At 73.6% G+C, this 26,261-nt stretch carries 29 protein-coding genes; 17 read left to right on the forward strand and 12 right to left on the reverse strand.

Annotation, left to right across the window (positions count from 1 at the left end):
* Positions 1–56 precede the first annotated feature (56 nt).
* Both AB1K56_RS01935 and AB1K56_RS01940 read left to right on the forward strand, forming a co-directional pair.
* Positions 57–1,118: an FtsX-like permease family protein gene (locus AB1K56_RS01935; protein WP_371204305.1), complete on the forward strand. Its 1,062-nt coding sequence runs from the start codon at positions 57–59 to the stop codon at positions 1,116–1,118.
* Positions 1,115–1,807 carry an ABC transporter ATP-binding protein gene (locus AB1K56_RS01940; RefSeq protein WP_371204306.1) on the forward strand — a complete coding sequence of 231 codons (693 nt, stop codon included), beginning with the start codon at positions 1,115–1,117 and terminating at the stop codon, positions 1,805–1,807. The genes AB1K56_RS01935 and AB1K56_RS01940 overlap by 4 nt, the downstream gene beginning before the upstream one ends.
* A 9-nt stretch (positions 1,808–1,816) precedes the next feature.
* Here AB1K56_RS01940 and AB1K56_RS01945 read toward each other — a convergent pair whose 3' ends face one another.
* On the reverse strand, positions 1,817–2,179 hold the full coding sequence (locus AB1K56_RS01945; RefSeq protein ID WP_371204307.1) for a hypothetical protein: 363 nt from the start codon (positions 2,177–2,179) through the stop codon (positions 1,817–1,819).
* Positions 2,180–2,401: 222 nt separating this feature from the next.
* Here AB1K56_RS01945 and AB1K56_RS01950 point away from each other — a divergent pair, with 222 nt between their 5' ends.
* Positions 2,402–2,692 carry a metal-sensitive transcriptional regulator gene (locus AB1K56_RS01950; protein WP_371204308.1) on the forward strand — a complete coding sequence of 97 codons (291 nt, stop codon included), beginning with the start codon at positions 2,402–2,404 and terminating at the stop codon, positions 2,690–2,692.
* Between the two features lie 9 nt (positions 2,693–2,701).
* Positions 2,702–3,031, forward strand: coding sequence for a heavy-metal-associated domain-containing protein (locus AB1K56_RS01955; RefSeq protein WP_371204309.1), 330 nt, complete (start codon positions 2,702–2,704; stop codon positions 3,029–3,031).
* On the opposite strand, the gene AB1K56_RS01960 is transcribed toward AB1K56_RS01955, so the two are convergent.
* On the reverse strand, positions 3,021–3,284 hold the full coding sequence (locus tag AB1K56_RS01960; RefSeq protein ID WP_371204310.1) for a hypothetical protein: 264 nt from the start codon (positions 3,282–3,284) through the stop codon (positions 3,021–3,023). The two genes, AB1K56_RS01955 and AB1K56_RS01960, sit on opposite strands and share 11 nt — an antisense overlap.
* 141 nt (positions 3,285–3,425) lie before the next feature.
* A complete protein-coding gene (locus AB1K56_RS01965) occupies positions 3,426–3,977 on the reverse strand; it encodes a PadR family transcriptional regulator (RefSeq protein ID WP_371204311.1) in 552 nt (183 codons plus the stop codon).
* A gap of 156 nt (positions 3,978–4,133) precedes the next feature.
* On the opposite strand from AB1K56_RS01965, the gene AB1K56_RS01970 reads away from it, so the two are divergent.
* The 4 genes from AB1K56_RS01970 to cydC are packed head-to-tail and all read left to right on the forward strand — an operon-like array spanning position 4,134 to position 9,981.
* Complete coding sequence (locus AB1K56_RS01970; protein ID WP_371204312.1) at positions 4,134–5,573, forward strand: cytochrome ubiquinol oxidase subunit I; 1,440 nt, start codon at positions 4,134–4,136, stop codon at positions 5,571–5,573.
* A gap of 13 nt (positions 5,574–5,586) precedes the next feature.
* Complete coding sequence (cydB, locus tag AB1K56_RS01975) at positions 5,587–6,612, forward strand: cytochrome d ubiquinol oxidase subunit II (RefSeq protein WP_136586777.1); 1,026 nt, start codon at positions 5,587–5,589, stop codon at positions 6,610–6,612.
* A 4-nt stretch (positions 6,613–6,616) separates the two neighbouring features.
* Positions 6,617–8,299 (forward strand): thiol reductant ABC exporter subunit CydD, encoded by a 1,683-nt coding sequence (gene cydD / locus AB1K56_RS01980; RefSeq protein WP_371204313.1) that lies wholly within the window; start codon positions 6,617–6,619, stop codon positions 8,297–8,299.
* A complete protein-coding gene (gene cydC, locus AB1K56_RS01985) occupies positions 8,296–9,981 on the forward strand; it encodes a thiol reductant ABC exporter subunit CydC (RefSeq protein ID WP_371204314.1) in 1,686 nt (561 codons plus the stop codon). Before cydD ends, cydC begins: the two co-directional genes overlap by 4 nt.
* A 103-nt stretch (positions 9,982–10,084) precedes the next feature.
* On the opposite strand, the gene AB1K56_RS01990 is transcribed toward cydC, so the two are convergent.
* The 4 genes from AB1K56_RS01990 to AB1K56_RS02005 all read right to left on the reverse strand — a co-directional run bounded on the left by AB1K56_RS01990 (position 10,085) and on the right by AB1K56_RS02005 (position 13,456).
* On the reverse strand, positions 10,085–11,245 hold the full coding sequence (locus AB1K56_RS01990) for a sulfate/molybdate ABC transporter ATP-binding protein (RefSeq protein ID WP_371204315.1): 1,161 nt from the start codon (positions 11,243–11,245) through the stop codon (positions 10,085–10,087).
* Positions 11,242–12,018: a molybdate ABC transporter permease subunit gene (modB, locus tag AB1K56_RS01995; RefSeq protein WP_371204316.1), complete on the reverse strand. Its 777-nt coding sequence runs from the start codon at positions 12,016–12,018 to the stop codon at positions 11,242–11,244. The genes AB1K56_RS01990 and modB overlap by 4 nt, the downstream gene beginning before the upstream one ends.
* The gene (modA, locus tag AB1K56_RS02000) at positions 12,015–12,785 is read right to left on the reverse strand and encodes a molybdate ABC transporter substrate-binding protein (protein ID WP_371204318.1); all 771 of its coding nucleotides are present in this window, start codon (positions 12,783–12,785) and stop codon (positions 12,015–12,017) included. The genes modB and modA overlap by 4 nt, the downstream gene beginning before the upstream one ends.
* A gap of 275 nt (positions 12,786–13,060) precedes the next feature.
* On the reverse strand, positions 13,061–13,456 hold the full coding sequence (locus AB1K56_RS02005) for a molybdopterin-binding protein (protein ID WP_371204319.1): 396 nt from the start codon (positions 13,454–13,456) through the stop codon (positions 13,061–13,063).
* 281 nt (positions 13,457–13,737) lie between these two features.
* Between AB1K56_RS02005 and moaA the strand changes: the two genes are divergently transcribed.
* The 5 genes from moaA to AB1K56_RS02030 are packed head-to-tail and all read left to right on the forward strand — an operon-like array spanning position 13,738 to position 17,680.
* The gene (gene moaA / locus AB1K56_RS02010) at positions 13,738–14,946 is read left to right on the forward strand and encodes a GTP 3',8-cyclase MoaA (protein WP_371204320.1); all 1,209 of its coding nucleotides are present in this window, start codon (positions 13,738–13,740) and stop codon (positions 14,944–14,946) included.
* A complete protein-coding gene (locus AB1K56_RS02015) occupies positions 14,943–15,725 on the forward strand; it encodes a ThiF family adenylyltransferase (RefSeq protein WP_371204321.1) in 783 nt (260 codons plus the stop codon). Before moaA ends, AB1K56_RS02015 begins: the two co-directional genes overlap by 4 nt.
* A 13-nt stretch (positions 15,726–15,738) precedes the next feature.
* The gene (glp, locus tag AB1K56_RS02020) at positions 15,739–16,962 is read left to right on the forward strand and encodes a gephyrin-like molybdotransferase Glp (RefSeq protein WP_371204322.1); all 1,224 of its coding nucleotides are present in this window, start codon (positions 15,739–15,741) and stop codon (positions 16,960–16,962) included.
* On the forward strand, positions 16,959–17,447 hold the full coding sequence (gene moaC / locus AB1K56_RS02025) for a cyclic pyranopterin monophosphate synthase MoaC (RefSeq protein WP_371204323.1): 489 nt from the start codon (positions 16,959–16,961) through the stop codon (positions 17,445–17,447). Before glp ends, moaC begins: the two co-directional genes overlap by 4 nt.
* Positions 17,444–17,680 carry a MoaD/ThiS family protein gene (locus AB1K56_RS02030; protein WP_371204324.1) on the forward strand — a complete coding sequence of 79 codons (237 nt, stop codon included), beginning with the start codon at positions 17,444–17,446 and terminating at the stop codon, positions 17,678–17,680. The genes moaC and AB1K56_RS02030 overlap by 4 nt, the downstream gene beginning before the upstream one ends.
* A gap of 12 nt (positions 17,681–17,692) precedes the next feature.
* Here AB1K56_RS02030 and AB1K56_RS02035 read toward each other — a convergent pair whose 3' ends face one another.
* Genes AB1K56_RS02035 through AB1K56_RS02055 form a run of 5 tightly spaced genes read right to left on the reverse strand, consistent with a single transcriptional unit; the run spans position 17,693 to position 21,442 of the window.
* On the reverse strand, positions 17,693–18,187 hold the full coding sequence (locus tag AB1K56_RS02035) for a helix-turn-helix domain-containing protein (RefSeq protein ID WP_371204325.1): 495 nt from the start codon (positions 18,185–18,187) through the stop codon (positions 17,693–17,695).
* The gene (locus tag AB1K56_RS02040; RefSeq protein ID WP_371204326.1) at positions 18,157–18,837 is read right to left on the reverse strand and encodes a hypothetical protein; all 681 of its coding nucleotides are present in this window, start codon (positions 18,835–18,837) and stop codon (positions 18,157–18,159) included. The genes AB1K56_RS02035 and AB1K56_RS02040 overlap by 31 nt, the downstream gene beginning before the upstream one ends.
* A gap of 26 nt (positions 18,838–18,863) precedes the next feature.
* On the reverse strand, positions 18,864–19,292 hold the full coding sequence (locus AB1K56_RS02045) for a molybdenum cofactor biosynthesis protein MoaE (protein WP_371204327.1): 429 nt from the start codon (positions 19,290–19,292) through the stop codon (positions 18,864–18,866).
* A complete protein-coding gene (locus tag AB1K56_RS02050) occupies positions 19,289–19,771 on the reverse strand; it encodes a molybdenum cofactor biosynthesis protein B (RefSeq protein WP_371204328.1) in 483 nt (160 codons plus the stop codon). Before AB1K56_RS02050 ends, AB1K56_RS02045 begins: the two co-directional genes overlap by 4 nt.
* Before the next feature lie 57 nt (positions 19,772–19,828).
* A complete protein-coding gene (locus tag AB1K56_RS02055; RefSeq protein ID WP_371204329.1) occupies positions 19,829–21,442 on the reverse strand; it encodes an SDR family oxidoreductase in 1,614 nt (537 codons plus the stop codon).
* Positions 21,443–21,626: 184 nt separating this feature from the next.
* Here AB1K56_RS02055 and AB1K56_RS02060 point away from each other — a divergent pair, with 184 nt between their 5' ends.
* From AB1K56_RS02060 to AB1K56_RS02075, 4 genes are read left to right on the forward strand one after another with little or no spacing between them, the layout of a single operon-like run.
* The gene (locus AB1K56_RS02060) at positions 21,627–22,256 is read left to right on the forward strand and encodes a response regulator (protein WP_371204330.1); all 630 of its coding nucleotides are present in this window, start codon (positions 21,627–21,629) and stop codon (positions 22,254–22,256) included.
* A complete protein-coding gene (locus AB1K56_RS02065; protein ID WP_371204331.1) occupies positions 22,253–23,938 on the forward strand; it encodes a hypothetical protein in 1,686 nt (561 codons plus the stop codon). Before AB1K56_RS02060 ends, AB1K56_RS02065 begins: the two co-directional genes overlap by 4 nt.
* An 11-nt stretch (positions 23,939–23,949) precedes the next feature.
* A complete protein-coding gene (locus AB1K56_RS02070) occupies positions 23,950–24,624 on the forward strand; it encodes a GAP family protein (protein ID WP_371204332.1) in 675 nt (224 codons plus the stop codon).
* Between the two features lie 7 nt (positions 24,625–24,631).
* Complete coding sequence (locus AB1K56_RS02075) at positions 24,632–26,254, forward strand: carboxylesterase/lipase family protein (protein WP_371204333.1); 1,623 nt, start codon at positions 24,632–24,634, stop codon at positions 26,252–26,254.
* Positions 26,255–26,261 lie beyond the last annotated feature (7 nt).

Raw genomic sequence — 26,261 nt, forward strand, 5'->3', positions numbered from 1 at the left:
CCCGCCCGACGACGCTGGAGACGTGCCGGTGAGAGACACCGGCGGAAGGAGGCGACGTGTACGTCGCATGGCGCGATCTGCGGTTCGCCCGCGGGCGGTTCGCCCTCATCGGGGCGGTCGTCGCCCTCATCACCCTGCTCGTGGGCTTCCTCGCGGGCCTGACCGGCGGCCTCGCCGCCCAGAACGTCTCGGCCGTGCTGGCCCTGCCCGGCGATCGGCTCGTGCTTCAGCCGGCGGGAGACGCGGCGGCGACCTTCGGGGAGTCGGCGATCGACGATGCCACCGTCGCCGCGTGGCGCGACGCCCCGGGTGTCACGGGCGTCGTGCCGGTCGGCATCCTGCAGTCCCGCGCCGAGGGCCCCGGCGCCTCGGGAGCGGTCGCCCTGTTCGGCCTCGACGCCCCCTCGTTCGCCCTGAACGCCCCGTCAGACGGCGAGGCGGCGCTGTCCGCCGGCGCCGCGACAACTCTGGGAGCCGCGGTCGGCGACGACGTGACCATCGCGGGCGAAACGTTCCGCGTCGCCGCCGTCGGCGACGACCTGTCGTACAGCCACACCCCCGTCGTGGCCCTGAGCCCGAGCGCCTGGAAGAGCCTCGACGAGCGTCTGGGCGGAACGGGCGCGGCGACCGTGCTCGCCGTCTCGGGCACCCCCGCGTGGGACGATCTCGCGCAGAGCACCGGGACCACGGCATCCACTCCCCTGGCGAGCCTGTCGGCGCTGCCCACGTTCCGCTCGGAGATCGGCTCGCTCGGGCTGATGATCGCGATGCTCTTCGGCGTCTCGGCGCTCGTCGTGGGCGCGTTCTTCACGGTGTGGACGATGCAGCGCGCGGGAGACGTCGCCGTGCTGAAAGCCCTCGGCGCCAGCACCCCCGCTCTCGTGCGCGACGCCCTCGGTCAGGCCCTGGTCGTGCTGGTCGCCGGCGTGGGCGTGGGCATCGCCCTCACGGCGATCCTCGGAGCCCTCGCGGGCAGTGCCCTGCCCTTCCTGCTCAGCCCGCTGACCACCCTCGCACCCGCGGCCGTCATGATCGCCCTCGGCCTCGCCGGAGCGGCCGTGTCGCTGCGCACCGTCACCTCGTCCGACCCTCTCACCGCTCTGGGGAGCACCCGATGATCCTTCTCGACGACGTCACCCTGACCTACCCCGACGGCGACGCCCGCGTCACGGCCGTCGACCACGTCACGCTGGAGGGCCGCCGCGGGCGGGTCACCGGCATCACCGGCCCGTCGGGGTCGGGCAAGTCCAGCCTGCTCGCCCTCGCCGCGACGCTCGTGCGCCCCGACTCCGGTCGCGTGGTCATCGACGGGGTGGATGCCACCCCGCTGAGCGCCGCGAGCCGCACCGCGCTGCGCCGCGAACGCATCGGCATCGTGTTCCAGCAGCCGCAGCTGCTGCCCGCCCTCACCGCCCGCGAGCAGTTGCGGGTGATGGCGGAGCTCGGCGGACGCGGCCGCCGCGAGCGCCGCTCCGCCGTGCGCGGACGCGTCGACGAGCTGCTGGATGCCGTGGGCCTCGGCGCTCACGCCGACCGTCGCCCCGCGCAGCTGTCGGGCGGGCAGCGTCAACGCGTCGCGATCGCCCGCGCGCTCGTGCACGATCCCCGCGTGCTGCTGGTCGACGAGCCCACGAGCGCGCTGGACAGCGCGCGCGGCGCCGAGATCATGGCGCTGATCTCCCGGCTCACCCACGAGCGCGACACCGCGACCCTGCTGGTCACGCACGACCTCGTGCACGCGGGCGCGCTTGACGAGACGGTCGAGGTCGTCGACGGCCGGGCCACCCTGGTCGCGGCGCCCGCGTGAGCGGGGTGGTCACCAGCCGAAGGCATTGAACCACTCGCGCCGTCGATCGGCCTCCTGGCGCGACTCGTCACCGCGCCAGGAGTCGTGCGGCGCGAGCGCGCCCTCGGCGGTCACCTCGACGAACGCCCAGCAGACGGGGCAGACCGCGCGACCATCGGGGAACCCGTCATCGAGCGTCGCGGCCGGCGAAGCGGCCGAGCCCGCGCCGGGACATTCGGGCGGATCGGCCTGCAGGTCGCTCCAGAGCAGACGCCCGCCCGTGCGGTGGTGAAGGCCCCGGTGCCCGTCCTCACGGGTGCAGATCTCGCCGTTTCTTCGGCTGAGGCACAGCCTCCGGGCGGCGCCCGGAAGCGCTGCCAGTGTTCGCGTCATCCTTCGATTCTCGCCGCTGCGAGCGCAGCGGGGGCAGGTGCGGGATGCGCACGGGGCGGTGGGGTCCGGTGGGGAAGGGTTCGGTGGTCATCGCCGACCACCACCGGTCTGACGCAACAGCATGTCGACCTCCTGATGCTTCGACCCTCCGTCAGTCGCGGCGTCGTGCCGAGGGGGTTGACACCTCGGCGAACGGTGATACATATACCCCACGGGGGTATGATGGATGTCGTGCACGGATACGAGGGCCACAAGGACGACCTGCTCAAACGCCTGCGTCGCGCCGAGGGTCAGGTGCGCGGCATCGCCCGCATGGTCGACGACGATCAGTACTGCATCGACATCCTCACCCAGGTGTCGGCGGTCACGAAGGCGCTCGAGAACGTCGCCCTCTCGCTGCTCGACGACCACCTCTCGCACTGCGTCGCCGAAGCGGCCGCGCAGGGCGGCCCCGTCGCCGAAGAGAAGCTCAGAGAAGCCAACCAGGCCATCGCCCGCCTGGTCCGCTCGTAAGGAGACCCCATGACCGAACAGCGCATCGACCTCGGACTCACGGCATCCGCTCCCGCCGGTGGAGGCTGCGGCGACGGCTGCGGGTGCGGCCACCGCGCGGCCTCCTCCCCCGCCGCGACGCCCGCGGCGAACGACGTGCTCACCGTCGAGGGCATGACGTGCGACCACTGCGTACGCGCCGTCACCGAGGAGTTGTCGGCGCTCGAGGGCGTCGACGTCGTCTCGGTCGACCTGCGGGCCGGAGAGGCGTCGCTCGTGCGGATCGCCCGGACGGGCGCCGTGAGCGACGACGACATCGCCGCGGCGATCGACGAGGCGGGCTACCGCCTCACGCGCTGACCGCGCGGCGCACGAGGGCGTCGACCGCGGAATGGAACGTGAGGTGCTGGGACAGCTCGACCGCGCGGTCGTAGCGCGCCCCGCCGAGAGCGACGAACACGGCGCCGACGACCTCGACGTAGCCCACGATGTACCCCTCGCGCGCGACCTCGTACAGGTCGAGGTCGATGCGCGTCCAGGGGATCTCGGTGATGACCGGCGGCGTTCCGACGCTCTTCGAACCCCGGCGGCTGAGCGGTGCTTCCATGACCATGCGAGAACTCCTTAGCTCGTCCGGGGTGGTCTCAGCGTGCGCGTTCATCCGATGAAAGGGGCGGCCCTTGACGGATCGGCGGGGTGGAGGTACTCGCGCGCCCCCCGCGTCGGACGGTCCGCGTCGGACGGGCCGCGCGCCTCAGAGCGCCGAGCGCGCGGGGCGACCGCGACGGGGACGCTCGACCGCGAGGTCGAAGGGTTCCGCGCCGGCGGTGAGACGCTCGACCTCGTCGAGCCAGCGCAGGTCGGCCTCGAGGCGCGCCCGACGCGCCGCGCGCACGATCGCCACCGCGACGGCATCCTCCGGGTCGTCCTCGACGTCGGTCGCCGCCAGGGCCGCGCGCACGGCGTCGCGCTGCGCCGAGAGCACCGCCTCGACATCCGTCTCGGGGAGGGTCACGGCGAGGGCGATCTTGAGGGCGACATCGTCGCGCCCCTCCGCGAGGGACGCGGTCGTCAACCACGACCGCGCCTCGAGGCGACCGGCGTCGGTCGGCTGCCACAGCACGCGAGCCTCGTCGTCGACACCCGCTCCTTCGACGAGTCCGTCGCGCTCGAGCCGTTCGAGCGTCGTGTACACCTGGCCGACGTTGACCGCGGCCCCGGTGCGCCGCTCGTATTCGGCGCGCAGCTGGGAGCCGTAGCAGGCGCCGCGATCGAGGATCGCGAGCAGGCTCTGACGCACCGACATGCCGCCTCCGGACGGGTTCGCGGGAAAAGACTTCCCCGGTAAGTCTCAGCGTAGACCGGGGAGGTGGTTCGACGCCGAATCATCGCCGGGCGGCGCGGGAGAGCCCGGCGTAGCATGTGGTCTGACCACATAATCCGGTTCGATCGGAGGCTCCCGATGGAGTGGCTCGACCCCCTGGCTCTCGCCCGCTGGCAGTTCGGGTTGACGACCCTGTACCACTTCCTCTTCGTCCCGCTGACGCTGGGGATGTCGCTGATCGTGGCGGTCTTCCAGACCGTCTGGTACCGGACCGGCGACGTGCGGTGGCTGCACCTCACCCGCTTCTTCGGGAAGATCTTCCTCATCAACTTCGCCATGGGCGTCGTGACCGGCATCGTGCAGGAGTTCCAGTTCGGCATGAACTGGTCGGCGTACTCGCGCTTCGTCGGCGACGTCTTCGGTGCCCCGCTCGCCTTCGAGGGCCTGCTCGCCTTCTTCCTCGAGGCGACCTTCATCGGCCTCTGGATCTTCGGCTGGGACAAGCTCCCCCGCCTCGCCCACCTGGCGAGCATCTGGATGGCGTCGATCGGGGCGACCCTGTCGGCGTACTTCATCATCGCCGCCAACGCGTTCATGCAGAACCCCGTCGGCTACCAGATGTCGGCCGAGGGGCACCGCGCCGAGCTCGTCGACTTCTGGGCGCTGCTGACCAACCCCGTGGCCCTCGCCGCCTTCCCCCACACGATCTTCGCCGGGTGGATGTTCGCCGCGATGGTCGTCGTCGCCGTGTCGGCCTGGCACATGGCCCGCGGACGCAACACCGACATGATGCGCAAGACCCTGCGCTTCGGCCTCTGGGCCACCGTGGTGTCGTTCGTCCTCGTCGCGATCGTCGGCGATCAGCTGAGCCTGGTGATGGTGGCGACCCAGCCGATGAAGATGGCCGCCGCCGAGGCCACCTTCAACACCGTGTGCGGCGCGAACGCCTCGTTCTCGATCTTCACGCTCGGCACCCCCGACGGCACGAGCGAGCTGTTCAGCATCCGCGTGCCGTTCCTGCTCAGCATCCTGTCGACGCACTCCCTCGACGGCTGCGTCGAGGGCATCAACGACCTCAATACGCTGTACAGCCAGCAGATGTTCCCCCAGTTCGCCGACCAGGTCGACGGCAACTTCGCCCCCGTCCTGTGGGTCACCTACTGGGCTTTCCGTTGGATGATCGCCCTCGGCGGCATCGCGGCGCTCGTGAGCGTCGTGGGCCTGTGGGTCACGCGCAAGAACGCCAAGCGCCCCGTCGCCGGGTGGATGTGGCGCGTGGCGATCTGGACGGCCCCGCTCCCGATGCTCGCGAGCCTGGTGGGCTGGGTGTTCACCGAGATGGGCCGCCAGCCGTGGATCGTCTTCGGTCTCATGCTCACGCAGGACGGCGTCTCGCCCAGCGTCCCGGGCTGGAGCGTCCTCGTGTCGCTCGTGGCCTTCACGCTCGTCTACCTCAGCCTCGCCGTCGTCGAGTTCGGCCTCATCGTGAAGTTCGCGCAGAAGGGCCCCGAGCCGCTGCCCGACCCCGACGCCGAACGCGACGACTCCGTCGAGAACACCCCCACCACGGTCTACTAGGAGCCCCGTCATCATGGATCTCGCGCAGCTTTGGTTCTGGATCGTCGCGTTCCTGTTCGTCGGCTACTTCGTGCTCGACGGATTCGACTTCGGCGTGGGCATGTCTCTGCCCTTCCTGGGCAAGGACGACATCGCCCGTCGGCAGATCATCAACACCATCGGTCCCGTGTGGGACCTCAACGAGACCTGGGTCATCGTCGCCGGTGCCGCCCTGTTCGCCTCGTTCCCGGAGTGGTACGCGACGCTGTTCAGCGGCTTCTACCTGCCGCTGCTGGCGATCCTGCTGGCCCTCATCGCCCGCGGCGTCTCGTTCGAGTACCGCCACCAACGCGACTCGCTGCGGTGGAAGCGCTCGTTCGACCGCATGATCGTCGTGGGATCCGCCCTCCCCGCCTTCCTGTGGGGCGTCGCCTTCGCGAACATCGTGCAGGGCGTGCCCCTGGACGCCGATCACGAGTACGCCGGAACGGTGCTCACGCTGCTCAACCCCTACGGCATCCTGGGCGGTCTGACGACGCTGAGCCTGTTCTTCGTGCACGGGCTGTACTTCGTCGCGCTGAAGACCGACGGACAGGTCCGCGCCGACGCCCGCCGACTGGCGGGACGCGCCGGTCTGGTCACGATCGCCCTCGCGGCGATCTTCCTGGGCTGGACGATCGCCCAGGCCACTGCGGCCCCGCTGTTCCTCGGCGTCGTGGCCCTGTCGGGTGCCGCCGCTCTCGCCCTGATCGGCTCGTGGGTCGCGAACAGCCGCGATCGCGAGGGCACCGCCTTCGCGCTCGGGGCGGTGACGATCGTGACCGCGGTGGCCGCGCTGTTCTTCGCCCTCTTCCCGAACGTCATGCCCACCACTCTCGCCGGAGGGGCGGGTCTCACCATCGAGAACGCCTCGAGCACCCCGTACACGCTCACGATCATGAGCTGGGCCGCCCTGATCTTCCTGCCGCTGATCCTGGCGTACCAGGGCTGGACGTACTGGGTCTTCCGCAAGCGCGTCACGCGCGCCCGCATCGAGAAGGCCGCGCTCGTCGCGCACTGATCCCATGAAACCCGTCGACCCGCGGCTGCTCCGCTACGCCACCGCCTCCCGCGGCTTCTTCGCGGTGAACGCGGCGATCGTCCTCGCCCAGACGGGCGCGATCGTCGGCTTCGCGTGGGCGCTCACGAGCGCGCTGGTGGGCGCGATCCAGGGGCAGCCGGTCGGCGAGTTGTGGGGCTCCATCGGGGCCGCGGCATCCTTCGGCCTGGTCAGGGGGCTGCTGATCGCCGCCTCCGAGCGCACCTCCGCACGGGGGGCGGCGTCGGCGTCGCGGCAGCTGCGCGAGGCGCTCATCGCCGCGGTGGGCCGCCTGGGCCCGCGGTGGCTGGGCGCACGCAACGGCGCCGCCCTCGCCGTGACGGCCGGCCACGGCCTCGAGGCGCTCGACGCGTACTTCGGTCGCTACCTCCCGCAGTTGGTCGCCACCGCGATCACGATGCCGATCCTCATCGGCGCGATGACCCTCGCCGATCCACTGTCGGGTCTGACGGTCATCCTGACGATCCCGCTCATCCCGCTGTTCATGGTGCTGATCGGCCTGGCGACCCGCGGGGTGCAGCAGAAGCAGTACGCCACGCTCGGACGCCTCGCCGCGCGCTTCGCCGACACCGTCGAGGGCCTGGGCACCCTCACCGCCTTCGGCCGCCAGCACCGCGCGGCCGACTCGATCGAGAAGGTGACGCGCGACTACAAGCGCGAGACGATGACGGTGCTGCGCGTGTCGTTCCTCTCCGGTTTCGCGCTGGAGTTCCTGGCATCCATCTCCGTCGCGATCATCGCGGTGACCATCGGCTTCCGCCTGCTCGCCGGCGACCTCTCGCTGCTCGTGGGACTGTTCGTGCTGCTGCTCGCCCCCGAGGCCTACCTGCCGCTGCGGCAGGTGGGGGTGCAGTTCCACGCCGCCAGCGAAGGCGTCGCCGCGACCGAGGACATCTTCGACGCCCTCGACGCGGCGCGCGACCTCGCGCCCGAGCCGACCCCGGATGCCGCCGCCCCGACGCTCGGATCGACGATCGCGCTCGCGGGCGTGCGCGTGCACCGCGCCGGCCACGCTCTGCCGCGGGTGTCGCTGTCGGTGTGGCCCGGGGAGGTCGTCGTGGTGACGGGACCGAGCGGCGTGGGCAAGTCGTCGCTGATCGCCGCGCTGCTCGGTTTCGCGGAGCACGACGGCGAGGTGCGCGTCGACGGCGTCGCGGTGGCCGACGCCCGCGCGTCGGTGGCGTGGGCGGGGCAGCGACCGGGGCTGCTGTCGGGCACGGTCGCCGAGAACGTGGCGGTCGGCTCCGCCGTCGACGACGCCGCGGTCGCCGCGGCCCTGGCCGACGCGGGCGCGGCCGCGATCGACCCCGCGACGGTCCTCGGCGCGGGCGGGGCCGGACTCTCGGGCGGCGAGGCCCAGCGCGTCGCGGTCGCCCGCGCCCTGTACCGCGCGCGCGTCGGCGGGGTGCCGGTGCTCGTGCTCGACGAGCCGTCGAGCGCGCTGGATGCCGCGACCGAGGCGCACCTGTGGGCGACCCTGCGTCGCGAGGCCGACGCCGGCCGCGGCGTGCTGCTGGTGTCGCACCGTCCCTCCGCGCGCGCGATCGCCGATCGAGTGGTCGAGCTGTCGCCCCCGCACGAGGCGCCGGGGATGGTCGCGACGGATTCCCGCGGCTCGCGCGCGGATGCACGGGAGGTGCGTTCGTGAGCGGGCGGGTGCGCGGCATCCTGAGCGCGGCGATGCCGTCGCGGCGGCGGTTCGCCCCCGCGCTGCTGGCCGGCTTCGGCACGGCGGCGAGCGCGGTGGCCCTGCTCGCGGCCAGCGCGTGGCTCATCGCCCGCGCCGCCGAGCAGCCCCTCGTGATGTACCTGTCGGTCGCGGTCGTGGGGGTGCGCGCGTTCGCGCTGTCGCGCGGGGTGTTCCGCTACCTCGAGCGGCTCAGCGGCCACGATGCGGCGCTGCACCAGCTCGCCGGGGTGCGCGCCGACCTCGTGCGCGACCTCGTGCCGCTCGCCCCCGACGGCCTCGCCCGTTCGCGTCGCGGCGGGCTGCTCTCGAGCGTCGTCGACGACGTCGAGGAGCTGCAGAATCTTCCGCTGCGCGTGGTGCTGCCGCTGGTGACGGCCGCGACGACCGCCCTGGCCGCGGTCGTGTTCACCGCGTTCGTGTCGTGGCCCGCGGCGCTGTCGATGCTGGTCTGCCTGCTGCTCGCCTTCGCCGTCGCCGGAGCGCTCGGCTGGGCCGCCGGCTCCCGCGCCGAACGCTCGATCGCGCCGCTGCGCGCCGCGGTCGCCGACGCCGTCCACGACCTGCTGACGAACCTCGACGTGCTCATCGCGTACGGAGCGGTGGATGCCGCCCGCTCACGCGTTCGCGACGCCGATGCCGCGCTGCGTCGCGCCGTCATCCGCCGCGGCGGGGCCCAGGGGCTGACCTCGGGAGCCGTCTCGGTGCTCGCCGGCGTCGCCTCGCTCGCGGCTCTGCTGGTCGCCGCCCCGGCCGTCACCGGCGGCACGCTGTCGGGGCCAGGCCTGGCCGTGGTCGTGCTGCTGCCGATGGCCGTGTTCGAGGTGTTCGGACCCGTCCCCCTCGCGCTCGCGTCGTGGCGGCAGGTGCGCGCCGCGGCGGAGCGGATCGCGGATGCCGTGCCCGAGCACGTTCCCGACGGGCTCCCCCGCGACGAGCCGGCGGCGACGGGTCGCGCACCCGAGCTGGGCGCGGGCCTCGAGCTTCGCGGGGTCGGGGCGTCGTGGCCGGCCCGCTCCGACGCCGACGGCGACGCCGGACGGCTCACCGACGTCGACCTGCGCGTGGCGCCGGGCGAGCGCGTGCGGGTGATGGGTCCGAGCGGCGCCGGGAAGACGACGCTGGCGCACGTACTCGTGCGCTTCCTCGACTACACCGGGTCGTTCCGGATCGGCGACGTCGAAGTGCGCGAGCTGGCGGGCGACGACCTGCGCCGCACGATCGGGCTGATCGAGCAGTCGCCGTACCTCTTCGACGAGTCGATCCGGCAGAACCTCCTGTTCGCCCGCGACACCGCGACCGACGCCGACCTGTGGTCCGTGCTGTCGCGCGTCGGCCTCGCCGACTGGGCGCGGGAACGCGGCGGCCTCGACGCGCGCGTGGGTGACCGGGGCGGCCTCGTCTCGGGCGGGCAGGCCCAGCGCCTCGCCCTCGCCCGCGCGCTGCTGCGCGGCTTCCCCGTGCTCGTGCTCGACGAGCCGACCGCGGGCGTCGACCCCGCGGCATCCGATGCCCTCCTCGCCGATCTGCTGGACGCGGTCGGGGACGAACAGGCCGTGGTGGTCGTGTCGCACGTCGACGTGCCCGCAGGTCTGATCGACCGCGAGGTGCGGCTCGAGGGCGGGCGGGTCGTCGCGGCGTGAGCCCCCGGCGCCTCGTACCTCCGTCGAGTGTCCAGAACACGCCGTGCGCCCTCGGGTCGCAACGGCGTGTCTCGGACACTCGAGCGGGAGAAAGGGAGCGCGATCAGGATGCCGGCACGAACCGCACGGAAGCGGGAGGGACGCTCCAGTGCACGGTGTCGCCGGGGCGGAGGTCCGCGGCCTCGGCCGGGGGCACCTCGACGACCCCGGAGTCGGTGACGACCCGCACCCCGGCGGGCGTCGGCTCGAGGTGCGACACCGTCGCCGGTGCGCCCTCACCGAGGCGGGCGTCGCTCGCGCGGTAGAGCGCCGCGAGCTCCACGCCGTCACGCGCCGCGAGCGCGAGGGAGGCGGCATCCGTCGTCTCGAGTCGCCGCCCGTCGCGGACGAACGCGCCGCCCGCCGCGACGCCGACCAGTCGTTCCAGCCCCGCGATCCGCGCGGTCACCTCCGTCGCGGGGGCCGCGAGGACCTCGCGCACGGGACCGACCTGCGTCACCGTGCCCCTCTCGACGATCATCAGCCGGTCGGCGAGGGCGGCGGCATCCACCGCGTCGTGCGTCACCGCGATCGTCGTGACCCCGGTGAGGCGCTCGCGCAGCATCGCCCGGATCTCCGACGCAGTCACCGCGTCGAGAGCGACGAGCGGCTCGTCGAGGAGCACGACCCGCGGCTGCGCGGCGAGCGCCCGCGCCACCGCGACACGCTGCTGCTCTCCGCCCGACAGCTGCGCCGGGAGGCGATCGCCCGCGCCGGGCAGCCCCACGCGGGCCAGCCACTCATCGGCCGACGAACGGGCGACGGATGCCGCCACCCCGCCCGCGCGCGGACCGAAGGCGACGTTCTCGCGCGCGGTGAGGTGCGGGAACAGCCGGGCGTCCTGCCCGAGCAGCACGATGCCGCGGTGCATCGGGGCGGTGCGCACACGCGGAGCGCGATCGAGCACGCGCCCGTCGAGCGTGATCTCGCCCTCGTCGAGGGCGGTGAGCCCGGCCAGCGCCGTGAGCAGCGTCGACTTGCCCGCGCCGCTGCGGCCCATCACGGCGACGGTCTCTCCCGGGGCCGCTTCGAGCCCGATGTCGACGGTGAAGTCGCGGCGACGCACGACGACGCGGGCGCGCAGGGAGGCGGCATCGCCGGGGTCGCCCGGCTCGGGCATCCGGGTCCCCGGCCCCACCGCGCCGTCGGGCGCGGGGACGGCGCCGGCCCCCTGGGCGTCGCGTCGGCCGAGGGGCGCGGGCGTCGCGGCATCCGGGCCCGTCATCGCCCCACCCCCGGGCGCCACCCGCGCACCAGCAGCAGCACCGCGATCGCCGTCACGAGCAGCAGCAGTGACAGCGCGACCGCGGTGCCCTGCGAGACCCCGGCGCCGTTGAAGGCGGTGTAGATCGCGAGCGGCATGGTCTGCGTCACGCCGGGACGGTTGCCCGCGAACAACGCCGTCGCCCCGAACTCGCCGATCGCCCGGGCGAAGCACAGCACGACCCCCGCGACGATGCCGGGGGCCGCGAGGGGAAGCGTGATGCGCCGCAGAATCGTGACGCGCGAGGCCCCGAGCGAGGCGGCCGTGCGCTCGAAGTCGACGCCCGTGGCACGCAGGGCGCCCTCCACCGCGAGCACGAGGAAAGGCAGGGCGACGAACACCTGGGCCAGCACCACCGCGGGGGTGGTGAACGGCAGGCCGAGCGCGCCGAGGGGTCCGCTACGGCCGAAGAGGTACAGCAGGGCGACACCGCCCACCATCGGCGGCAGCACCAGCGGCACCGTCACGAGCGCGCGCAGCACCGCCGCGGTGCGGGCGGGACTCCGGGCGATGAGCAGGGCGAGGGGGATGCCGACGAGCGCGCACAGCACGGTCGCGACCGCACCCGTGCCCAGCGACAACCCCAGCGCCGACAGCGCGGCGGGCGAGGTGATGTCGCTCCACAGCGTCGCCCACTGCACGCGCGCGACGAGGGCGGTCAGCGGAACGAGCAGGAAGAGCAGCCCGACGACGGCTGGCACCGCGAGCCAGCGAGGAAGGAAACCGCCCGTCACGGTGCCCGGAAGCCCGCGTCGGCGAGGATCTTCTGCCCCGCGTCCGACAGCACGAACGCCACGAAGGCGTCGGCGGCCGCGGGGTTCGGCGCGTCGGCGAGAGAGGCGATCGGGTAGCGGTTCACCACGGCGTCCGCGCCCGCCGGCACGATGGCCTCGACGTCGTCGCGACCGACCACGTCGGTCGCGTAGACGAGTCCCGCATCGGCCTCGCCCGCGGCGACCTTCGTGAGCACGGCGGTGACGTTCTGCTCGGAGCTGGCCGGGGTGACGGCGACCCCGGCGTTGGACAGCAGCGTCTGCGACGCGGCACCGCAGGGCACCTCGGGCGCGCACAGCACCGTCGTGACCCGGGCGAGGTCGGCGAGCGCGGAGACCTGCGCGGGGTTTCCGGCGGGGACGGCGATGACCAGCGTGTTCGCCGCGAAGACCTGCGGATCGGGCGCCTGCGCCACGACCTTCGCCATGTTCTTCTCGTCGGCCGACGCGAACACGTCGGCGGGGGCACCCTCGCCGATCTGGGTCGCGAGGGTGCTCGACCCGTCGTACACCGGGCTGACCGTGACGCCGGGGTTCTGCTGCTCGAACGCTGCGGCGATCTCGTCGAACGACCGCTGCAGCGATGCGGCGGCGTAGACCTCGACGGTGCCGGAGAGGGCCGCGGACGAGGTCGGATCCCCGGATGCCGCGGGCGCCGCGCTCGCACACCCCGAGGCGAGCACGGCGACGGCGCCGACGACGGCGAGCGAGCGGAGGAGACGGCGCATGAGGTGTCCTTTCGGCGACCCGGCGGCTCGCTGAGCACCCATTGTTCCGCATCTGCGGGTCGGTCAGGGCGTCTTCTCCCGCAAATCTCGCGAAACTGCATCTCGCTGGCAAGTCGGCTGCAGCCCGACGCCGAGTTGTCGGGGGACGCGGTCTCGGCGAACGGGAAGGGCGCCGGGCGGGGCGGGGGCGGGGCGGCGCCGAGCGGGGCGGGGGCGGGGCGGCGCCGGGCGGGACGGGGCGGGGGCGGGACGGGGCGGGGGCGGGACGGGCGGGCTCAGCCGCGAGGAGCCTCCACCGTCACCACTGTCGCCTTGACCGAGGCGACGGTGAGCGAGCCCGGCTCGAGGGCGAGCTCGCGAGCGGCCTCGGCCGACATGAGCGAGACCACCCGGTGCGGGCCGCACTGCAGGTCCACCTGTGCCATGACGCCGTCGATCTGCACGCGCGTGACGACGCCGGTGAACCGGTTGCGGGCGCTCGAGGCGATGCCCGTGGGGTCGTCGGGCTCGTCGGCGAGCGCGACCGCGCGTTCGGCGAGCGCAGCCCCCGGGATCTCGACGGGCGAGGCCCCGGTCGTCGCGAGCAGACCCTGGTCGATCCAGCGACGCACGGTGTCGTCGCTCACGCCGAGCAGACGGGCGGCCGTGGCGATGCGGAAGGTGTTCGGCATGCGACGACCGTACCCGGCGCGGCCGAGCAGCGGGCCCCGCGTCCGCGGCCCGGGTCCGCGCGTCGACCGCCGAGACAGCATCCCGCTGACGAGTCGGCGACACCCTGCAACCGAATCGTCGCCGAACTGCAGTCCGGCGGCCGCGGCACGGCACCACCCGCCCGACCGCTCGGACGGCACCACCCGCCCGACCGCTCGCACGGCACCACCCGCGCGACCGCTCGCACGGCACCACCCGCCCGACCGCCCTCACCCCCTACGCACTCGCCTAGGCTCGACCCATGGATGCCGAGCATGCGAGCGCGACGCGACGGCCGGTCGCCGTGTCGCTCGGCGCGACCGTGACCGCCTCGGGCGCGACGGCGCTCCCCGCCACAGGAGCCCCGCCCCCCGCGCGTGCGGGGTCGACGGCCGGTGAGCGCGGTGCTGCGGGCACGACGGCGCTGCCCGCCACCGGAGCCCCCCGAGACGGAGGTCTCCTCGATCGCTTCGGCCGCGTCGCGACCGACCTGCGCGTCTCGGTGATCGACAAGTGCAACCTGCGCTGCACGTACTGCATGCCGGCCGACGGGATGCCGTGGCTCCCGCAGACGCAGCTCATGAGCGCCGACGAGATCCGGCGCATCGTGCGCGTCGCCGTTCACTCCCTCGGCGCCGAGGAACTGCGCATCACGGGCGGCGAGCCGCTCGTGCGCAAGGATCTCGAGCACATCATCGCCGGCATCCGCGCCGACAATCCCGACCTGCCGATCTCGATGACCACGAACGCGGTCGGCCTCGACAAGCGCGCCCAGGCCCTGAAGGACGCGGGGCTCACGCGGCTCAACGTCTCGCTCGACACCCTGCACCCCGAGACCTTCGCCGAACTCACCCGACGCCCCCACCTCGACAAGGTGCTCGCGGGCCTGCAGGCCGCGCGCGCCGCGGGCCTCGGACCGATCAAGATCAACGCGGTCCTGCTCGCCGGCGTCAACGACACCGAGATCGTCCCCCTGGTGGAGTGGGCCGTGTCCAACGGGTTCGAGATGCGCTTCATCGAGGACATGCCCCTCGACGGCGACCGCTCGTGGTCGGCGCAGAACGTCATCCCGGCGCGCGACATCCGCGCGGCCATCGAGCAGGCGTTCGTGCTGTCCGCCGATCCCCGCGGTCGCGGGGCCGCCCCCGCCGAGCGGTGGGAGGTGCGCCGCCCCGGCGAGACCGAGGTGGCCGGTCACGTCGGCATCATCTCGTCGGTGACCGAACCCTTCTGCGCGGCGTGCACGCGCACGCGCGTCACCGCCGACGGCCGGATCCGCTCGTGCCTGTTCTCGCACGAAGAGACCGACCTGCTCACGGCGCTGCGCGACGGCGCCGACGACGAGGGTCTCGCCCAGGTCTGGCGGGATGCCATGTGGGCCAAGCCCCGTGCGCACGGCTCCGACCGCGTCGGCCTCGCGCGCGCGGATTTCGTGCAGCCCGAGCGCACCATGAGCGCGATCGGCGGATGAGGCCGCTCGTCGAGCCGGTGGCCGCCCTGGCCCCGGAAGAGCTCATCCGCACGGCCCGTCATGCCGTCCTCGCGGCGATCGGCGAGGAGGGTCAACGGAGGATCGCGGCCGCCCGCATCGCCGTGATCGGCGCCGGCGGACTCGGGTCGCCCGTCTTGCTCGCCCTCGCCGCCGCCGGGGTCGGGGAGCTCGTGATCATCGACGACGACACGGTGGAGCGCACCAACCTGCAGCGTCAGCTCGCGCACCGCATCGACGACATCGGCACCGCGAAGACCGCCTCCGCCGCGCGTGCCGTGCGCGATCTCTCCCCGCTCACCGTCGTCCATGAGCGAACGCTACGACTGACCTCCGACAACGCCGTCGACCTGCTCGCCGGCGCGCACCTCGTCATCGACGGCAGCGACACCTTCGACACGCGCGAGGCCGTCGCCGCCGCGGCCGAGCACCTCGGCATCCCCCTCGTCTGGGGCGCGGTGCAGGAGTGGGCCGCGCAGGTGACCGTGTTCTGGTCGCACCCGCCCGAGGGCCACTCCCCCGTCGTGCTCGGCGACCTGTTCCCCTCCGGTTCCGCGGGCGAACCGCCGACCTGCGCGCAGGTCGGCGTGCTGGGGTCGCTGTGCGTGCAGGTCGGCGGCCTGCTCGCGACCGAAGCGATCAAGCTCGTCACCGGCGCGGGAGAGCCGTTGCTCGGACGCCTGGTCGTCATCGACGCGCTGCGCGCCCGACACGATGTCATCCCCCTGATCCCCGCTGCGCGCCCCGCCGCTTCGCCCTGACCCGGAGGCTGAGATGACCCCGCTGCTCACCGTCGAGGAACACCGCGCCCGCGTGCTCGCCGCCGTCACGACCCTTCCCGTCGAGACCGTGCCTCTCGCGGAGGCGGTCGGACGCACGCTGGCCGCCCCGGTTCTCGCCGCGCACGACCTCCCCGGCTTCGACAACTCCTCGATGGACGGATTCGCGGTGCGCGTCGCCGACGTCGAGGGGGCGGATGCCGAGAACCCCGTCACCCTGCGCGTCGTCGCCGATCTGCCGGCCGGTTCGTCCGACGACCCGCCGTTCGGCGCGGGCGAGGCGGTGCGCATCATGACGGGCGCGCCCGTCCCCGCCGCGGCCGACGCGATCGTCCCGTTCGAAGACACGGCCGGGGGCCTCGCCAACTCCCTCGGCACCGTCGAGGTGCGGCGCGCACCCGCGGCATCCGGAGCCTTCATCCGCCGTCGCGGCGGCGACACCCGCGCGGGCGACGTCGTGCTGTCGGCCGGTGAGCGACTGGGGCCGTTCGCACTGGCCGCGGCCGCGGCGGCGGGCGTGGCCGACCTCGAGGTGCACCGGCGCCCGCGAGTCGCCGTCGTGTCGACGGGGAGCGAGCTCGTGGCGCCGGGCGTCGCACCGGGACGTGGCCAGACCCCCGACTCCAACTCGACGCTGCTCGCCGCTCTGGTCGCGGGTGCCGACGCCGAGGTGACCGTGATCTCGTCGCTGCGCGACGACGCGGACGCGATCCACGCCCTGCTCGAACACGCCGCCGACGTCGACGTGATCGTCTTCAGCGGGGGCGTGAGCGCCGGCGCCTACGAGCCCGTGCGCCAGGCCCTGTCGGAACGCATCGCGTTCGAGAAGGTCGCGATGCAGCCCGGCAAACCGCAGGCCTTCGGCGCGCTCGACGACGGGCGACTCGTCTTCGGCCTCCCCGGCAACCCGGTCAGCGTCGCGGTGTCGTTCGAGGTGTTCGTGCGGCCGGCGCTGCTGGCGCTCCAGGGGCGCGCGGTCGTCGATCGGCGCATCGCCCGCCTCACGGCATCCGAGACCTGGACCACCCCGCCCGGTCGACGACAGTACCTCCCCGCCGCGATCGACCTCGTCGCGGGCACCGTGCGCCCGGCGACCGCCGGCGGCTCGGGCTCGCACCTCGCGGCATCCCTCGCCCGCGCCGAAGCGTTCGCGATCGTGCCCGCCGAGGTGTCCACCGTGTCGGCGGGCGACGCCCTCGATGTCATGCTGATTCCATGACCTTCACCCACCTGGATGCCGCGGGCCACGCCCGCATGGTCGACGTCACCCTGAAGCAGCCCACCGTGCGCACCGCCACCGCGCGGGGATTCGTGCGCTGCGCCCCCGAGGTGGTCGCGGCCCTGCGCGACGGCACCGCCCCCAAGGGCGATGTGTTGGCGGTCGCGCGGATCGCCGGCATCCAGGCCGCGAAGTCCACCCCCGCTCTGCTTCCGCTCGCCCACGTCATCGGGGTGCACCGCGCCGCGGTCGATCTCGAGATCACCGACGCGGGCGTCGAGATCGAGGCCACCGTGGGCACGGCCGACCGCACGGGCGTCGAGATGGAAGCGCTTACGAGCGTGTCGGTCGCCGCGCTCGCGATCGTCGACATGGTGAAGGGCATGGACAAGGGCACCTGCATCGAGGACGTGCGCATCGTGTCGAAGACCGGGGGCAAGTCGGGCGACTGGGTGCGCCCGGGCGAGCCGGGAGCCCTCGCGTGAGCGTCCGCGTGCGCTACTTCGCCGCCGCGGCGGAGGCCGCGGGAACGGATGCCGAAGACCGCGCCGAGCACAGCCTCGCCGCGCTGCGGGCCGGGGTCGTCGCGGACCACCCCGGCCTCGGCGGCATCCTCGACCGCTGCGCCGTCCTCGTCGACGGGACGCGTCACGATGACGACGCCCCGCTCGCCGGGGTCACCTATGTCGACGTGCTGCCGCCCTTCGCGGGGGGCTGAGCGGCCTTCCGGTCACACCAGCTCGAGATGTGCGGCGAGCGAGGGAGCACGCCGTTCTCGAGCGAGGGCCTCAACGGCCACCAGGACATCCATCGACGGCGTCACCGCGCCGCTGAGGTAGGACGTCACGCGCGGTCGAGAGGTTCCCAGACGCGCGGCGAGCTGCGCCTGCGTGAGACGCGTCGCACGGAACGCCGAACGCAGTCGCTCGCGCGCCTCGACCGCCGGGGAACGTTCCCGCACCGCCAGCGCCGCGTCGAGCAATGCCACCGTCGACGCGGACTCGGCTGCAGCACGGGCGTCTTCGTAGATCTCCCGCAACGCAGGATCCGTGGACACCGCTTCGATGAGCTTGCGCCAATCGACCGCGTAGCCCCGGTCGATGGCGGCGAGCATCCCCTCGAACCCCCACGCGTCGACGGGGTCGTCGGGGGTCGCATCGATGTTGCGGAAGCGCAAGGGCACGACGTCTCCGATCAGATCAGACGGGTGGAGAGAGAACGGCATTCCGCGACGACGTCGTCCCACTCACGCCATCGGGAGATCAGCCCCTTGTAATGGGCGAGTCCGGCAATCGCCCGATGGTCCTTCGGTGCCGGGGAGGCGAGCTGGCGCGCCAACTGCGCCTGCACAGGGCGGTCCTCGGCGTGCGACGGATCGGTGTAGTACTCGTCGATGTCGGCAAGCACCCCGCCGATCTCCTCGACGCCGAACGCGCCGGAGAGCGCCGCGACATCGAGGTAGTCCCGCATCTGATTGCGCCGGACGATGAGAAAACCCTTGATGCGCGCGATCTCCGCCGGCGTCGGCACCGTGATCTCCGTGCCTGCGGGGAGCGTCACCCGTTGCACCTCCAGCGGCCGACGTCGGATGAGCTGGCGCACACCTGCTTCGATACCACCCAGCTCACCGAGCATGATCTTGCCCGGGACGGCCCGATTGAGCACGAAGTCGCCGTCGCGCTCCAGCGCGTCGAGGACGAGGTCGAACCGGTCGCGCAGGTCGGCGAGGACGTGGTCACGGTCGGTCGATATCCGGTGTCGCGCGTAGAGGGCAGCGGCCGACCCTCCGACGAGCACGGTGTCCGGAACCAGCTGCTGCAACCGCGCCGCCGAGTCGAGCACCTCCGTCAGTCCGGACGGCAGATCCGCATCCATGAGATGGATGGCATCAGAACTGATACCTAACCCCCCAGGCCCTTCCACTCCGTCGTACCGTCGGCCTCGACCTGACGCTTCCAGACGGGCAGGTCGGTCTTGATCGTCTCGATCACGGTGCGGCACACCTCGAACGCCTCGGCACGATGACCGGATGCCACGGCGATGACGACCGCGGCCTCGCCCACGGCCAGCCGGCCCACGCGGTGGCTGACGGCGACGATCGCGTCGGTCCCGGCGGCGGCGTCCTGGGCGATGCGGTGCAGGGTCTGCTCCGCATCGGGATGCGCGCTGTACTCGAGCGCGACGACCGCCCCCGAGGCGTCGGGGTCGATGTCGCGGACGCGTCCGACGAAGGTCGTGACCGCTCCCGACGACGAGTCCTCGACCGCGTCGAGGTGGTCGTCGAGGTCGAGGGGCGTGTCGGACAGGCGGGCGATGCGGACGGCGCTCATGCGTGGTCTCCTCCGGCGAGTTGATCGAGCACGTGGGGGGCGAGCTCGGCGATGACGGCGATCCCGGATGCCACGGCACGGGTCGATCCGGGAAGGTTGACGATCAGGGTGCCGGGGTCGACGATCCCCGCGAGGCCGCGCGAGATGACGGCCATCGGGGTGTCGGCGAGGCCCCGGCGCCGCAGTTCTTCGGCGATGCCGGGGAGTTCGCGATCCACGACGCGGGCCGTTCCCTCGGGTGTGCGGTCGGTGGGGGCGATGCCCGTCCCACCGGTCGTGACGATGAGCCCCGGCCCTTCGGCGAGGAGCGCGCGCAGGGCGGCCTCCACACTGTCGGCCCCGTCGGCGACCACGACCGGGGCGGCGCAGTCGAATCCCGCCTCGCGCAGCAACGACACGGCCAGAGGTCCACCGCGATCTTCACGGAGGCCCGCGGCCGAGCGGTCGGACACGGTCAGGACGCGAGCGTGGCGGGGCATGGGGCTCAGCCTAGGGGCGCGACGCCGGTGCGGGGCGGCCGTTCCGCGGGCACGGCCTCACGCCGAGGGCGCCGCGGTGGTCTCGACCTCGGCGATCTCGGGGGCGATGCGCCCCGCCTTCGCCTTCGGCTCGAGGTCTTCGCGCTGCACGTGCTCGGCGGCCGCGGTGATGCGCCGCGCCATGCCGCTGAAGATCAGGCCGTGGAAGGGCAGCACCGAGAGCCAGTAGAGGCGCCCGGCCAGACCGGTCGGGAAGAACAGCGCACGCTGGTCGAACCGTGCGCCGTCGCCCTCCGGCGTCGCGCGCAGCTCGAGCCACGCCCCGCCCGGCACCTTCATCTCGGCCCGCAGGCGCAGCAGATGGCCGGGCTCGATGGCTTCGACGCGCCAGAAGTCGAGGGCGTCGCCGACGGTGACCACCGAGCGGCTGCGACGACCGCGCGCGAGGCCGACCCCGCCCACCAGCCGGTCCATCCACCCGCGGATCGCCCACAGCAGCGGCGAGGAGTACCAGCCGTTCTCGCCGCCGATCCCCTCGATGACCGACCACAGCTGCGCCGCGCTCGCCGTGGTCGTCATGGTGCGGATGTCGGTGTAGACCAGGCGACCCGCCCACTCGGGGTCGCTGGGCAGCGGGTCGCTCGGGGCGCCCGAGACCTCGGCATCCTGCCAGCTCGTCTCGATGGCGTCGTCGTTCACGCGCCCCAGCGCGCGACGCACGGCCTCGCGGTACGGCATCAGCCCGCCCTCGGGCCGGGGAACGAGGTCGTCGATCGCGCGGTCCTTCACGACGCAGTCGTTCTGCAGCGACTCCACGAGCGGACGGGCGATCGACTTCGGAATCGGGGTGACGAGATTGACCCAGTGCGACGCGAGGCGCGGGGTGAGCACGGGCAGCGAGGCGATCGCGCGCTGCGGAAGACCGGCTTCCATGGCGTAGCCGTTCATCATCTGGCCGTACCGCAGCACGTCGGGGCCGCCGATGTCGACGGCGCGGTTGACGTTGGGGGCGACGCGGGCGGCGCCGAGCAGGTAGTGCAGCACGTCGCGCACGGCGATGGGCTGGATGTGATTGCGCACCCACTTGGGCGCCGGCATGTAGGGCAGCACGTCGGTGAGGTGGCGCACCATCTCGAACGACGCCGACCCCGAACCGATCACGACGCCGGCCTGCAGCACGAGCGTCGGGACACCGCTGTGCAGCAGGATCTCGCCTACCTCGACGCGCGAGCGCAGGTGCGCCGAGAGCGCGGCGTCGTCGGGGTGCAGGCCGCCGAGGTAGACGATGCGCGAGACGGATGCCGCGGATGCCGCATCGGCGACGGTCTGCGCGGCCACGCGGTCGGTGGCCTCGAAGTCGCGCGCGCTGCCCATCGAGTGGATGAGGTAGTAGAGGACGTCGACGCCCTCGACGGCGGCCCGCACGGCCTCGCGGTCGGTGGCGTCGCCGGCGGCGATCTCGACCTCGTCGCCCCAGGGGAACGCCCCGACCCGGCGCGGGTCGCGCGCGAGCACGCGCACGCGGTATCCCGCCGACAGCAGGCGCGGAACGAGTCGGCCACCGAGGTAGCCGGTCGCCCCCAGAACGAGGGCGCGCGGCGCCGACCCGTCGGGTCGAGGCTGCGCGACGAGGGACGGTTCGCGGCCGGTGGGGGCGGAGAGCTCGGTCATGCCCGACAGGGTACGCCGCCCCTCCGACATCGCCGGGGGCTTGACGACGCGCGGTGGAGCGCGGCGCAGCGCGGTGCGGTGACGGGTGGTGCGGCGGAGCGCGGCACGACACAGCACGGCGCAACGCGGTGCGGTGACGCGCGGTGCGGCGGAGCGCCCGGCCCGCCGCCGATAGGGTGAGCGCGTGGAGACCGCGTGGGTGCGACGCGTGCTCGTCGTGGAGGATCAACCGGCGATGCGCGCGCTGCTGTGCGACATGCTGGAGCACCGCGGTTTCGAGGTCACCGGCGCCGGCGATGCGGCCGAGGCGACGGCGGCCTTCACGCGCTGCGACCCCGACCTGCTGCTCACCGACATCGACCTCGGCTCGCGCCCCTCCGGCGTCGAGCTCGCGGTCATGCTGACCGGTCTCGCCCCGCACATGGCGGTCGTGTTCCTCAGCAGCTTCCCCGGGGCGGCGACGGGGGGACCCGCGGGTGCGGTCTTCCTGTCGAAGCTCGACGTGACCTCCGCCGACACGGTCGTGACGGCGATCGAGGCCGCTCTGCGCCACACGCTGCCCGCGCCACCCGTGCCCGCGGGCGCGGCGAGCGCGCTGTCGGTGCTCACCCGCCGTCAGCTGGAGGTGCTGGCGCTCGTGGCCCGCGGCTGGACGAACGCGCAGATCGCGAGCGAGCGCGGAACGAGCACCCGCGCCGTGGAGCGGACCGTCAGCCGCATCTTCGAACGGCTCGGACTCGGCTCCGACCCGACGACCAACGCGCGCGTCCGCGCGAGCGCGCTGTACCTCGCCGATCACGGCACGCTGACGTGAGGCCCGCCGCCATCGCCGCCGTGTGCGCGGGCGGTCGCTTCGTCACGCCCGCGACGTTCGTGGTCATCCTCCTCGTCTCGGTCCTCGTGCTGATGCCGACCCCCGCCGGAATGGACGCCGCCGGCCGCACCGCGGTCTCCGTGCTCACCGCCGCCGCGTTCTCGCTGGTCTGGCTGCTGGTGGCCGTGCTCGAGCGGCGCCTCGCCCGCCCCTCGGCGCGGCTGGCTCTCGTGCTGTGCGTGCTCGTCGCGGCATCCGTCCTGCGTCCGACGCTGCTCGACGCGATCTCCCTCGCCCTCGGTCTTCCCGTCGCCCCCGCGGGAGACGCCGTGCTGCGCGCGCTGACCAACCTCGCCGGCTGGACCCTCGCCCTGGTCGGAACCGCGGTGCTGACGGATGCCGCGCGCCGCACGAGCGAGACCGACGCGCTCCTGCGCGCGGTGCTGGCCGAGCTCGACGCGAGCGCCGACCGGGCGCGCCTGTTCTGCGCCGACGCGCGAGCGGCCGTCACCGCCGCGACGCGAGCGCTGGCCGCTCCGCTTCCCCCCGCGCCGGAGGCCGTGCGGACGCGCGCGCGGGCGGTGCGCGACGACGCCCGGCGTCTCGCGGCGCGGGCGGACGGCATCGCCCGCCGAGACCCTCCGCCGACGGACGTGCGGCGAACCCGGTCGCGGCCCTCCCTCCGCCTGCCCCCGTGGGGAGCGGCCACCCTCCTCTACGCCGCCGCCGTCCTGCCCTACGCCCTGCGCACCCTGGAGCTGGGCCCCGTCCTGGGCGGCACGGCTCTCACCGTCGTCGTCGGACTGGTCGCCGAGACGGTCCCGCGGGCCGTCGGACGCTCTCGCGCGCGCCTCGCCGTCTTCGCCGGCGCGCTCGTGGGGGCCGGGTCGCTGTTCTCCGCCGTCGCCGTCGCCCAGAGCGTCCCCTGGCCCGCCGCCGCGGTCCCCGCCGTCGCCTTCCCCGCCGTCGGTCTGGTCCTGGCCTGGGCGCGCGGGACCGCGCACGCCCTCGCGCGCGAGCGGCGGCGCCTGTCCGCGGCGATCTCGCGCCGGACCCGCAGCGACGACCTCGGCACCCGTGCCGCGCGCGCGGGGCTGCGGGCCGCCGCCGACGTCCTCCACCGCGACGCGCAGGGGGTGCTCGTGCACTTCGCGATGCGGCATCCCGATCCGTCCGCGGCCGACCTCGCCGCCCTGTCCGCGTCGCTCGCCGATCTCGGTGGCACCGTTTCCCGCGCGTTCGACGCGCCGCCCTCGGCGCCGGGGTCGCTCACCCTCGACGAGGTGCTGCAGACCTGGGGTCACGCGCTGCGGATCGAGACGACGATCGCCCCCGACGCCCGCGCGGCCCTCGACGCGGATCCCGCCATGGCCGCCGATGCGCTCGAGATCCTGGCCGAGGGGATGCTGAACGTCGCCAAGCATGCGGCGCGACGCGAGGCCACCGTGTCCGTCGAGACGGTGCGCACCGCGGCCGGACCGGCGCTCCGGATCGGGGTCCGCTCGCCCGGCGCCCCCGCGCGCGGGGCGGTCCTGCGGCCGGACGCCCCCGCGGCGCGGCGCGGCGCGCGGCTGGTCGCCGGCGCCGCGAGCACCCTCCTCACCGCCGATCTCCCGATCGCGACCGCGGTCCCTGTCGTGTCGATCGAACATTCTTCCGGGGCGGTGCGCGGCCCGGCGTAGCGTCCGAGCCGATGTCCTCGCTCAGCCCCCTCCTCCCCCTCGCCGTCGGCATGGCGATCTCGCCGCTGCCGATCGTCGCGGTCGTGGCGATCCTGCTGTCCGCGCGCGGTCGCACGGCCGCCCCCGTCTACACGGCCGCCTTCTTCACCGTCACCCTCGCGGCGATCGCGGTCGGAGCCCTCACCGCGTCGGGCGCGTCGAGCACCGCGCCCGACGCAGGCGGGAACGTCGTCGTGCTCGCGCTGGGCGCGCTGCTGACCGTCGGCTTCACGGTCATGGCCGTCGTGAGCTGGCGCGGCCGCCCCCGCCCCGGAACCACCCCGACGCCCCCGGGCTGGTTGTCGGCGATGGATGCCATCACGCCCGGCCGTGCGGCAGGACTCGGTGTGCTCATGGCGGCGACGAACGGCAAGAACCTCCCGCTCGAGCTGAAGGGCGGCGCGCTGATCGGCGCGGCGCACCTCGCGCTCCCCCTCGCCGTCCTCCTGTGCGTGGTTCTGGCCGTGGCCGGGTCGCTCACGCTCATCGTCCCCACCGCGCTCGGGGCGACCGGCATCCCGCGCATCGTTTCCGCCCTCGACCGCTTGAAGAGCGAGATGATCGAGCACAACGCCGTCATCATGACCGTTCTGTTCGCCGTCCTCGCGGCCAACGAGGCCGCGCACCTCGTCCACCAACTCGTGTGAGGATCCCATGACCGGTACCGCTTCCGCCCCTCGAGCCGTCGCCCCCGCCGGCGTCTTCCTCGGCAGCACCGCCCCCGGCGGCGTGCGCGTGTGGCGCGGCATCCGCTTCGCCCTGGCCGCCGTGGGCGAGCGACGCTTCCGCGACCCCGTCCCCGCACCCGATCTCACCGACGAGACGGATGCCGCGGACTTCGGCCCCGCCTGCCCCCAGCCCGCGAACCCGGCGATCCCGCTCGGCGAGGGCGTCGTCCGCGACGAGGACTGCCTGTCGCTGAACGTGTGGGCACCCGACGACGAGCGTCCGGGCCGCGCGGTCATGGTGTGGCTGCACGGCGGTGCCTACACGTTCGGGTCGTCGACCCAGCCCCTGTACGACGGCACGACGCTGGCGGCGGAAGGCGACGTGGTCGTCGTCACGCTGAACTACCGCCTGGGCGCGCTGGGCTTCATCGACCTGTCGACGGCGCTCCCGGGGGGAGGCTTCGACGGCAACCTCGCCCTCAAAGACGTGCTGACGGCCCTGCGATGGGTCCAGCGCAACATCGCCGCGTTCGGCGGCGACCCCGAGCGGGTGACGGTCTTCGGGGAGTCGGCCGGCGGCGGCCTGGTCACGACGCTTCTGGCCACCCCCTCTGCCGAGGGACTCTTCCACCGGGCGATCGCCCAGTCGTCTCCGGCCTCGAGCGTCTACGGACCCGAGCGCGCCCGCCGCGTGGCCGACCGGTTCCTCGAGATCCTCGGCATCGATCCGGCGGATCCGGGAGCACCGGATGCCGTGCGCTCGGCTCCCGTCGACGACGTCGTCGCCGCGGGGATGACGGTGTACACCGAGGTGCCCACGACCGACCCCGGCACCCTCGCCTTCGCCCCCGTGATCGACGGGGAGCTCCTCCCCGAGGCGCCCATCACGGTCCTCCGCGAGGGCCGCGGTCTGCCCGTGCCGCTGCTCATCGGGACCAACAAGGACGAAGCCTCGCTGTTCTCGTTCATGAAGTCGCCGCTCATCCCCATCACCTCCGAGCGCATCGAGCAGATGTTCGCCGCGATGGCGGCCGAGAACCCGGGGGTCGAGCTGCCCAGCCGCGAGCAGGTGCTCACGGCGTACGAGCACGTCCGTCACCGCGCGATCGGACTCGGGGTAGCCCGCGACATCGGGTTCCGCCTGCCGACGCTCTGGGTGGCCGAGGGGCACTCCCGGGTCGCTCCGACCTGGCTGTACCGCTTCGACCACGCGGCGCCCTTCCTGCGCCTCATCGGGCTCGGCGCGACCCACGCGAGCGAGCTGCCGTACCTCTGGGGTGCGCTCGTCAGCGGCCCGAAGGACCTCACCTTCCGCCTCGGCGGCCTGCGCGTGGCGCGCGAGATCTCCGCGCGCATGCAGGCCCGGTGGACGGCCTTCGCCCGCGGGGAGTCCCCCGACGCGGTCGCCTCGCCGTCGTGGACGCCCTTCGACGCCGACACTCCGGTGCCGTCGGCGACCGCGCGACCCTCGTCATCGACCGCACCGACCGCGTCGTCGACGACCTCGACCGGGATCTGCGCGCCGCCTGGGGCGACGAGACGCTCAGCTTCCGGTAGCATTCCCGCGCGCGCAGCGCCTGGACTGGAAACGCGAGCCCGATCGGGGTAACGCTAGA

This window comes from Microbacterium sp. BWR-S6Y, from assembly GCF_041379845.1.
In the GTDB taxonomy this organism is placed as follows: domain Bacteria; phylum Actinomycetota; class Actinomycetes; order Actinomycetales; family Microbacteriaceae; genus Microbacterium; species Microbacterium hydrothermale.

Bases quoted from the DNA above. Each gene is read 5' to 3' on its own strand.
- AB1K56_RS01940 (WP_371204306.1), top strand. From the start codon at position 1,115: ATGATCCTTCTCGACGACGTCACCCTGACCTACCCCGACGGCGACGCC.
- AB1K56_RS01945 (WP_371204307.1), bottom strand. From the start codon at position 2,179: ATGACGCGAACACTGGCAGCGCTTCCGGGCGCCGCCCGGAGGCTGTGC.
- AB1K56_RS01950 (WP_371204308.1), top strand. From the start codon at position 2,402: ATGGATGTCGTGCACGGATACGAGGGCCACAAGGACGACCTGCTCAAA.
- AB1K56_RS01955 (WP_371204309.1), top strand. From the start codon at position 2,702: ATGACCGAACAGCGCATCGACCTCGGACTCACGGCATCCGCTCCCGCC.
- AB1K56_RS01960 (WP_371204310.1), bottom strand. From the start codon at position 3,284: ATGGTCATGGAAGCACCGCTCAGCCGCCGGGGTTCGAAGAGCGTCGGA.
- AB1K56_RS01965 (WP_371204311.1), bottom strand. From the start codon at position 3,977: ATGTCGGTGCGTCAGAGCCTGCTCGCGATCCTCGATCGCGGCGCCTGC.
- AB1K56_RS01970 (WP_371204312.1), top strand. From the start codon at position 4,134: ATGGAGTGGCTCGACCCCCTGGCTCTCGCCCGCTGGCAGTTCGGGTTG.
- cydB (WP_136586777.1), top strand. From the start codon at position 5,587: ATGGATCTCGCGCAGCTTTGGTTCTGGATCGTCGCGTTCCTGTTCGTC.
- cydD (WP_371204313.1), top strand. From the start codon at position 6,617: ATGAAACCCGTCGACCCGCGGCTGCTCCGCTACGCCACCGCCTCCCGC.
- AB1K56_RS01990 (WP_371204315.1), bottom strand. From the start codon at position 11,245: ATGACGGGCCCGGATGCCGCGACGCCCGCGCCCCTCGGCCGACGCGAC.
- modA (WP_371204318.1), bottom strand. From the start codon at position 12,785: ATGCGCCGTCTCCTCCGCTCGCTCGCCGTCGTCGGCGCCGTCGCCGTG.
- AB1K56_RS02005 (WP_371204319.1), bottom strand. From the start codon at position 13,456: ATGCCGAACACCTTCCGCATCGCCACGGCCGCCCGTCTGCTCGGCGTG.
- moaA (WP_371204320.1), top strand. From the start codon at position 13,738: ATGGATGCCGAGCATGCGAGCGCGACGCGACGGCCGGTCGCCGTGTCG.
- AB1K56_RS02015 (WP_371204321.1), top strand. From the start codon at position 14,943: ATGAGGCCGCTCGTCGAGCCGGTGGCCGCCCTGGCCCCGGAAGAGCTC.
- glp (WP_371204322.1), top strand. From the start codon at position 15,739: ATGACCCCGCTGCTCACCGTCGAGGAACACCGCGCCCGCGTGCTCGCC.
- moaC (WP_371204323.1), top strand. From the start codon at position 16,959: ATGACCTTCACCCACCTGGATGCCGCGGGCCACGCCCGCATGGTCGAC.
- AB1K56_RS02035 (WP_371204325.1), bottom strand. From the start codon at position 18,187: ATGCCGTTCTCTCTCCACCCGTCTGATCTGATCGGAGACGTCGTGCCC.
- AB1K56_RS02040 (WP_371204326.1), bottom strand. From the start codon at position 18,837: ATGGATGCGGATCTGCCGTCCGGACTGACGGAGGTGCTCGACTCGGCG.
- AB1K56_RS02045 (WP_371204327.1), bottom strand. From the start codon at position 19,292: ATGAGCGCCGTCCGCATCGCCCGCCTGTCCGACACGCCCCTCGACCTC.
- AB1K56_RS02050 (WP_371204328.1), bottom strand. From the start codon at position 19,771: ATGCCCCGCCACGCTCGCGTCCTGACCGTGTCCGACCGCTCGGCCGCG.
- AB1K56_RS02055 (WP_371204329.1), bottom strand. From the start codon at position 21,442: ATGACCGAGCTCTCCGCCCCCACCGGCCGCGAACCGTCCCTCGTCGCG.
- AB1K56_RS02070 (WP_371204332.1), top strand. From the start codon at position 23,950: ATGTCCTCGCTCAGCCCCCTCCTCCCCCTCGCCGTCGGCATGGCGATC.
- AB1K56_RS02075 (WP_371204333.1), top strand. From the start codon at position 24,632: ATGACCGGTACCGCTTCCGCCCCTCGAGCCGTCGCCCCCGCCGGCGTC.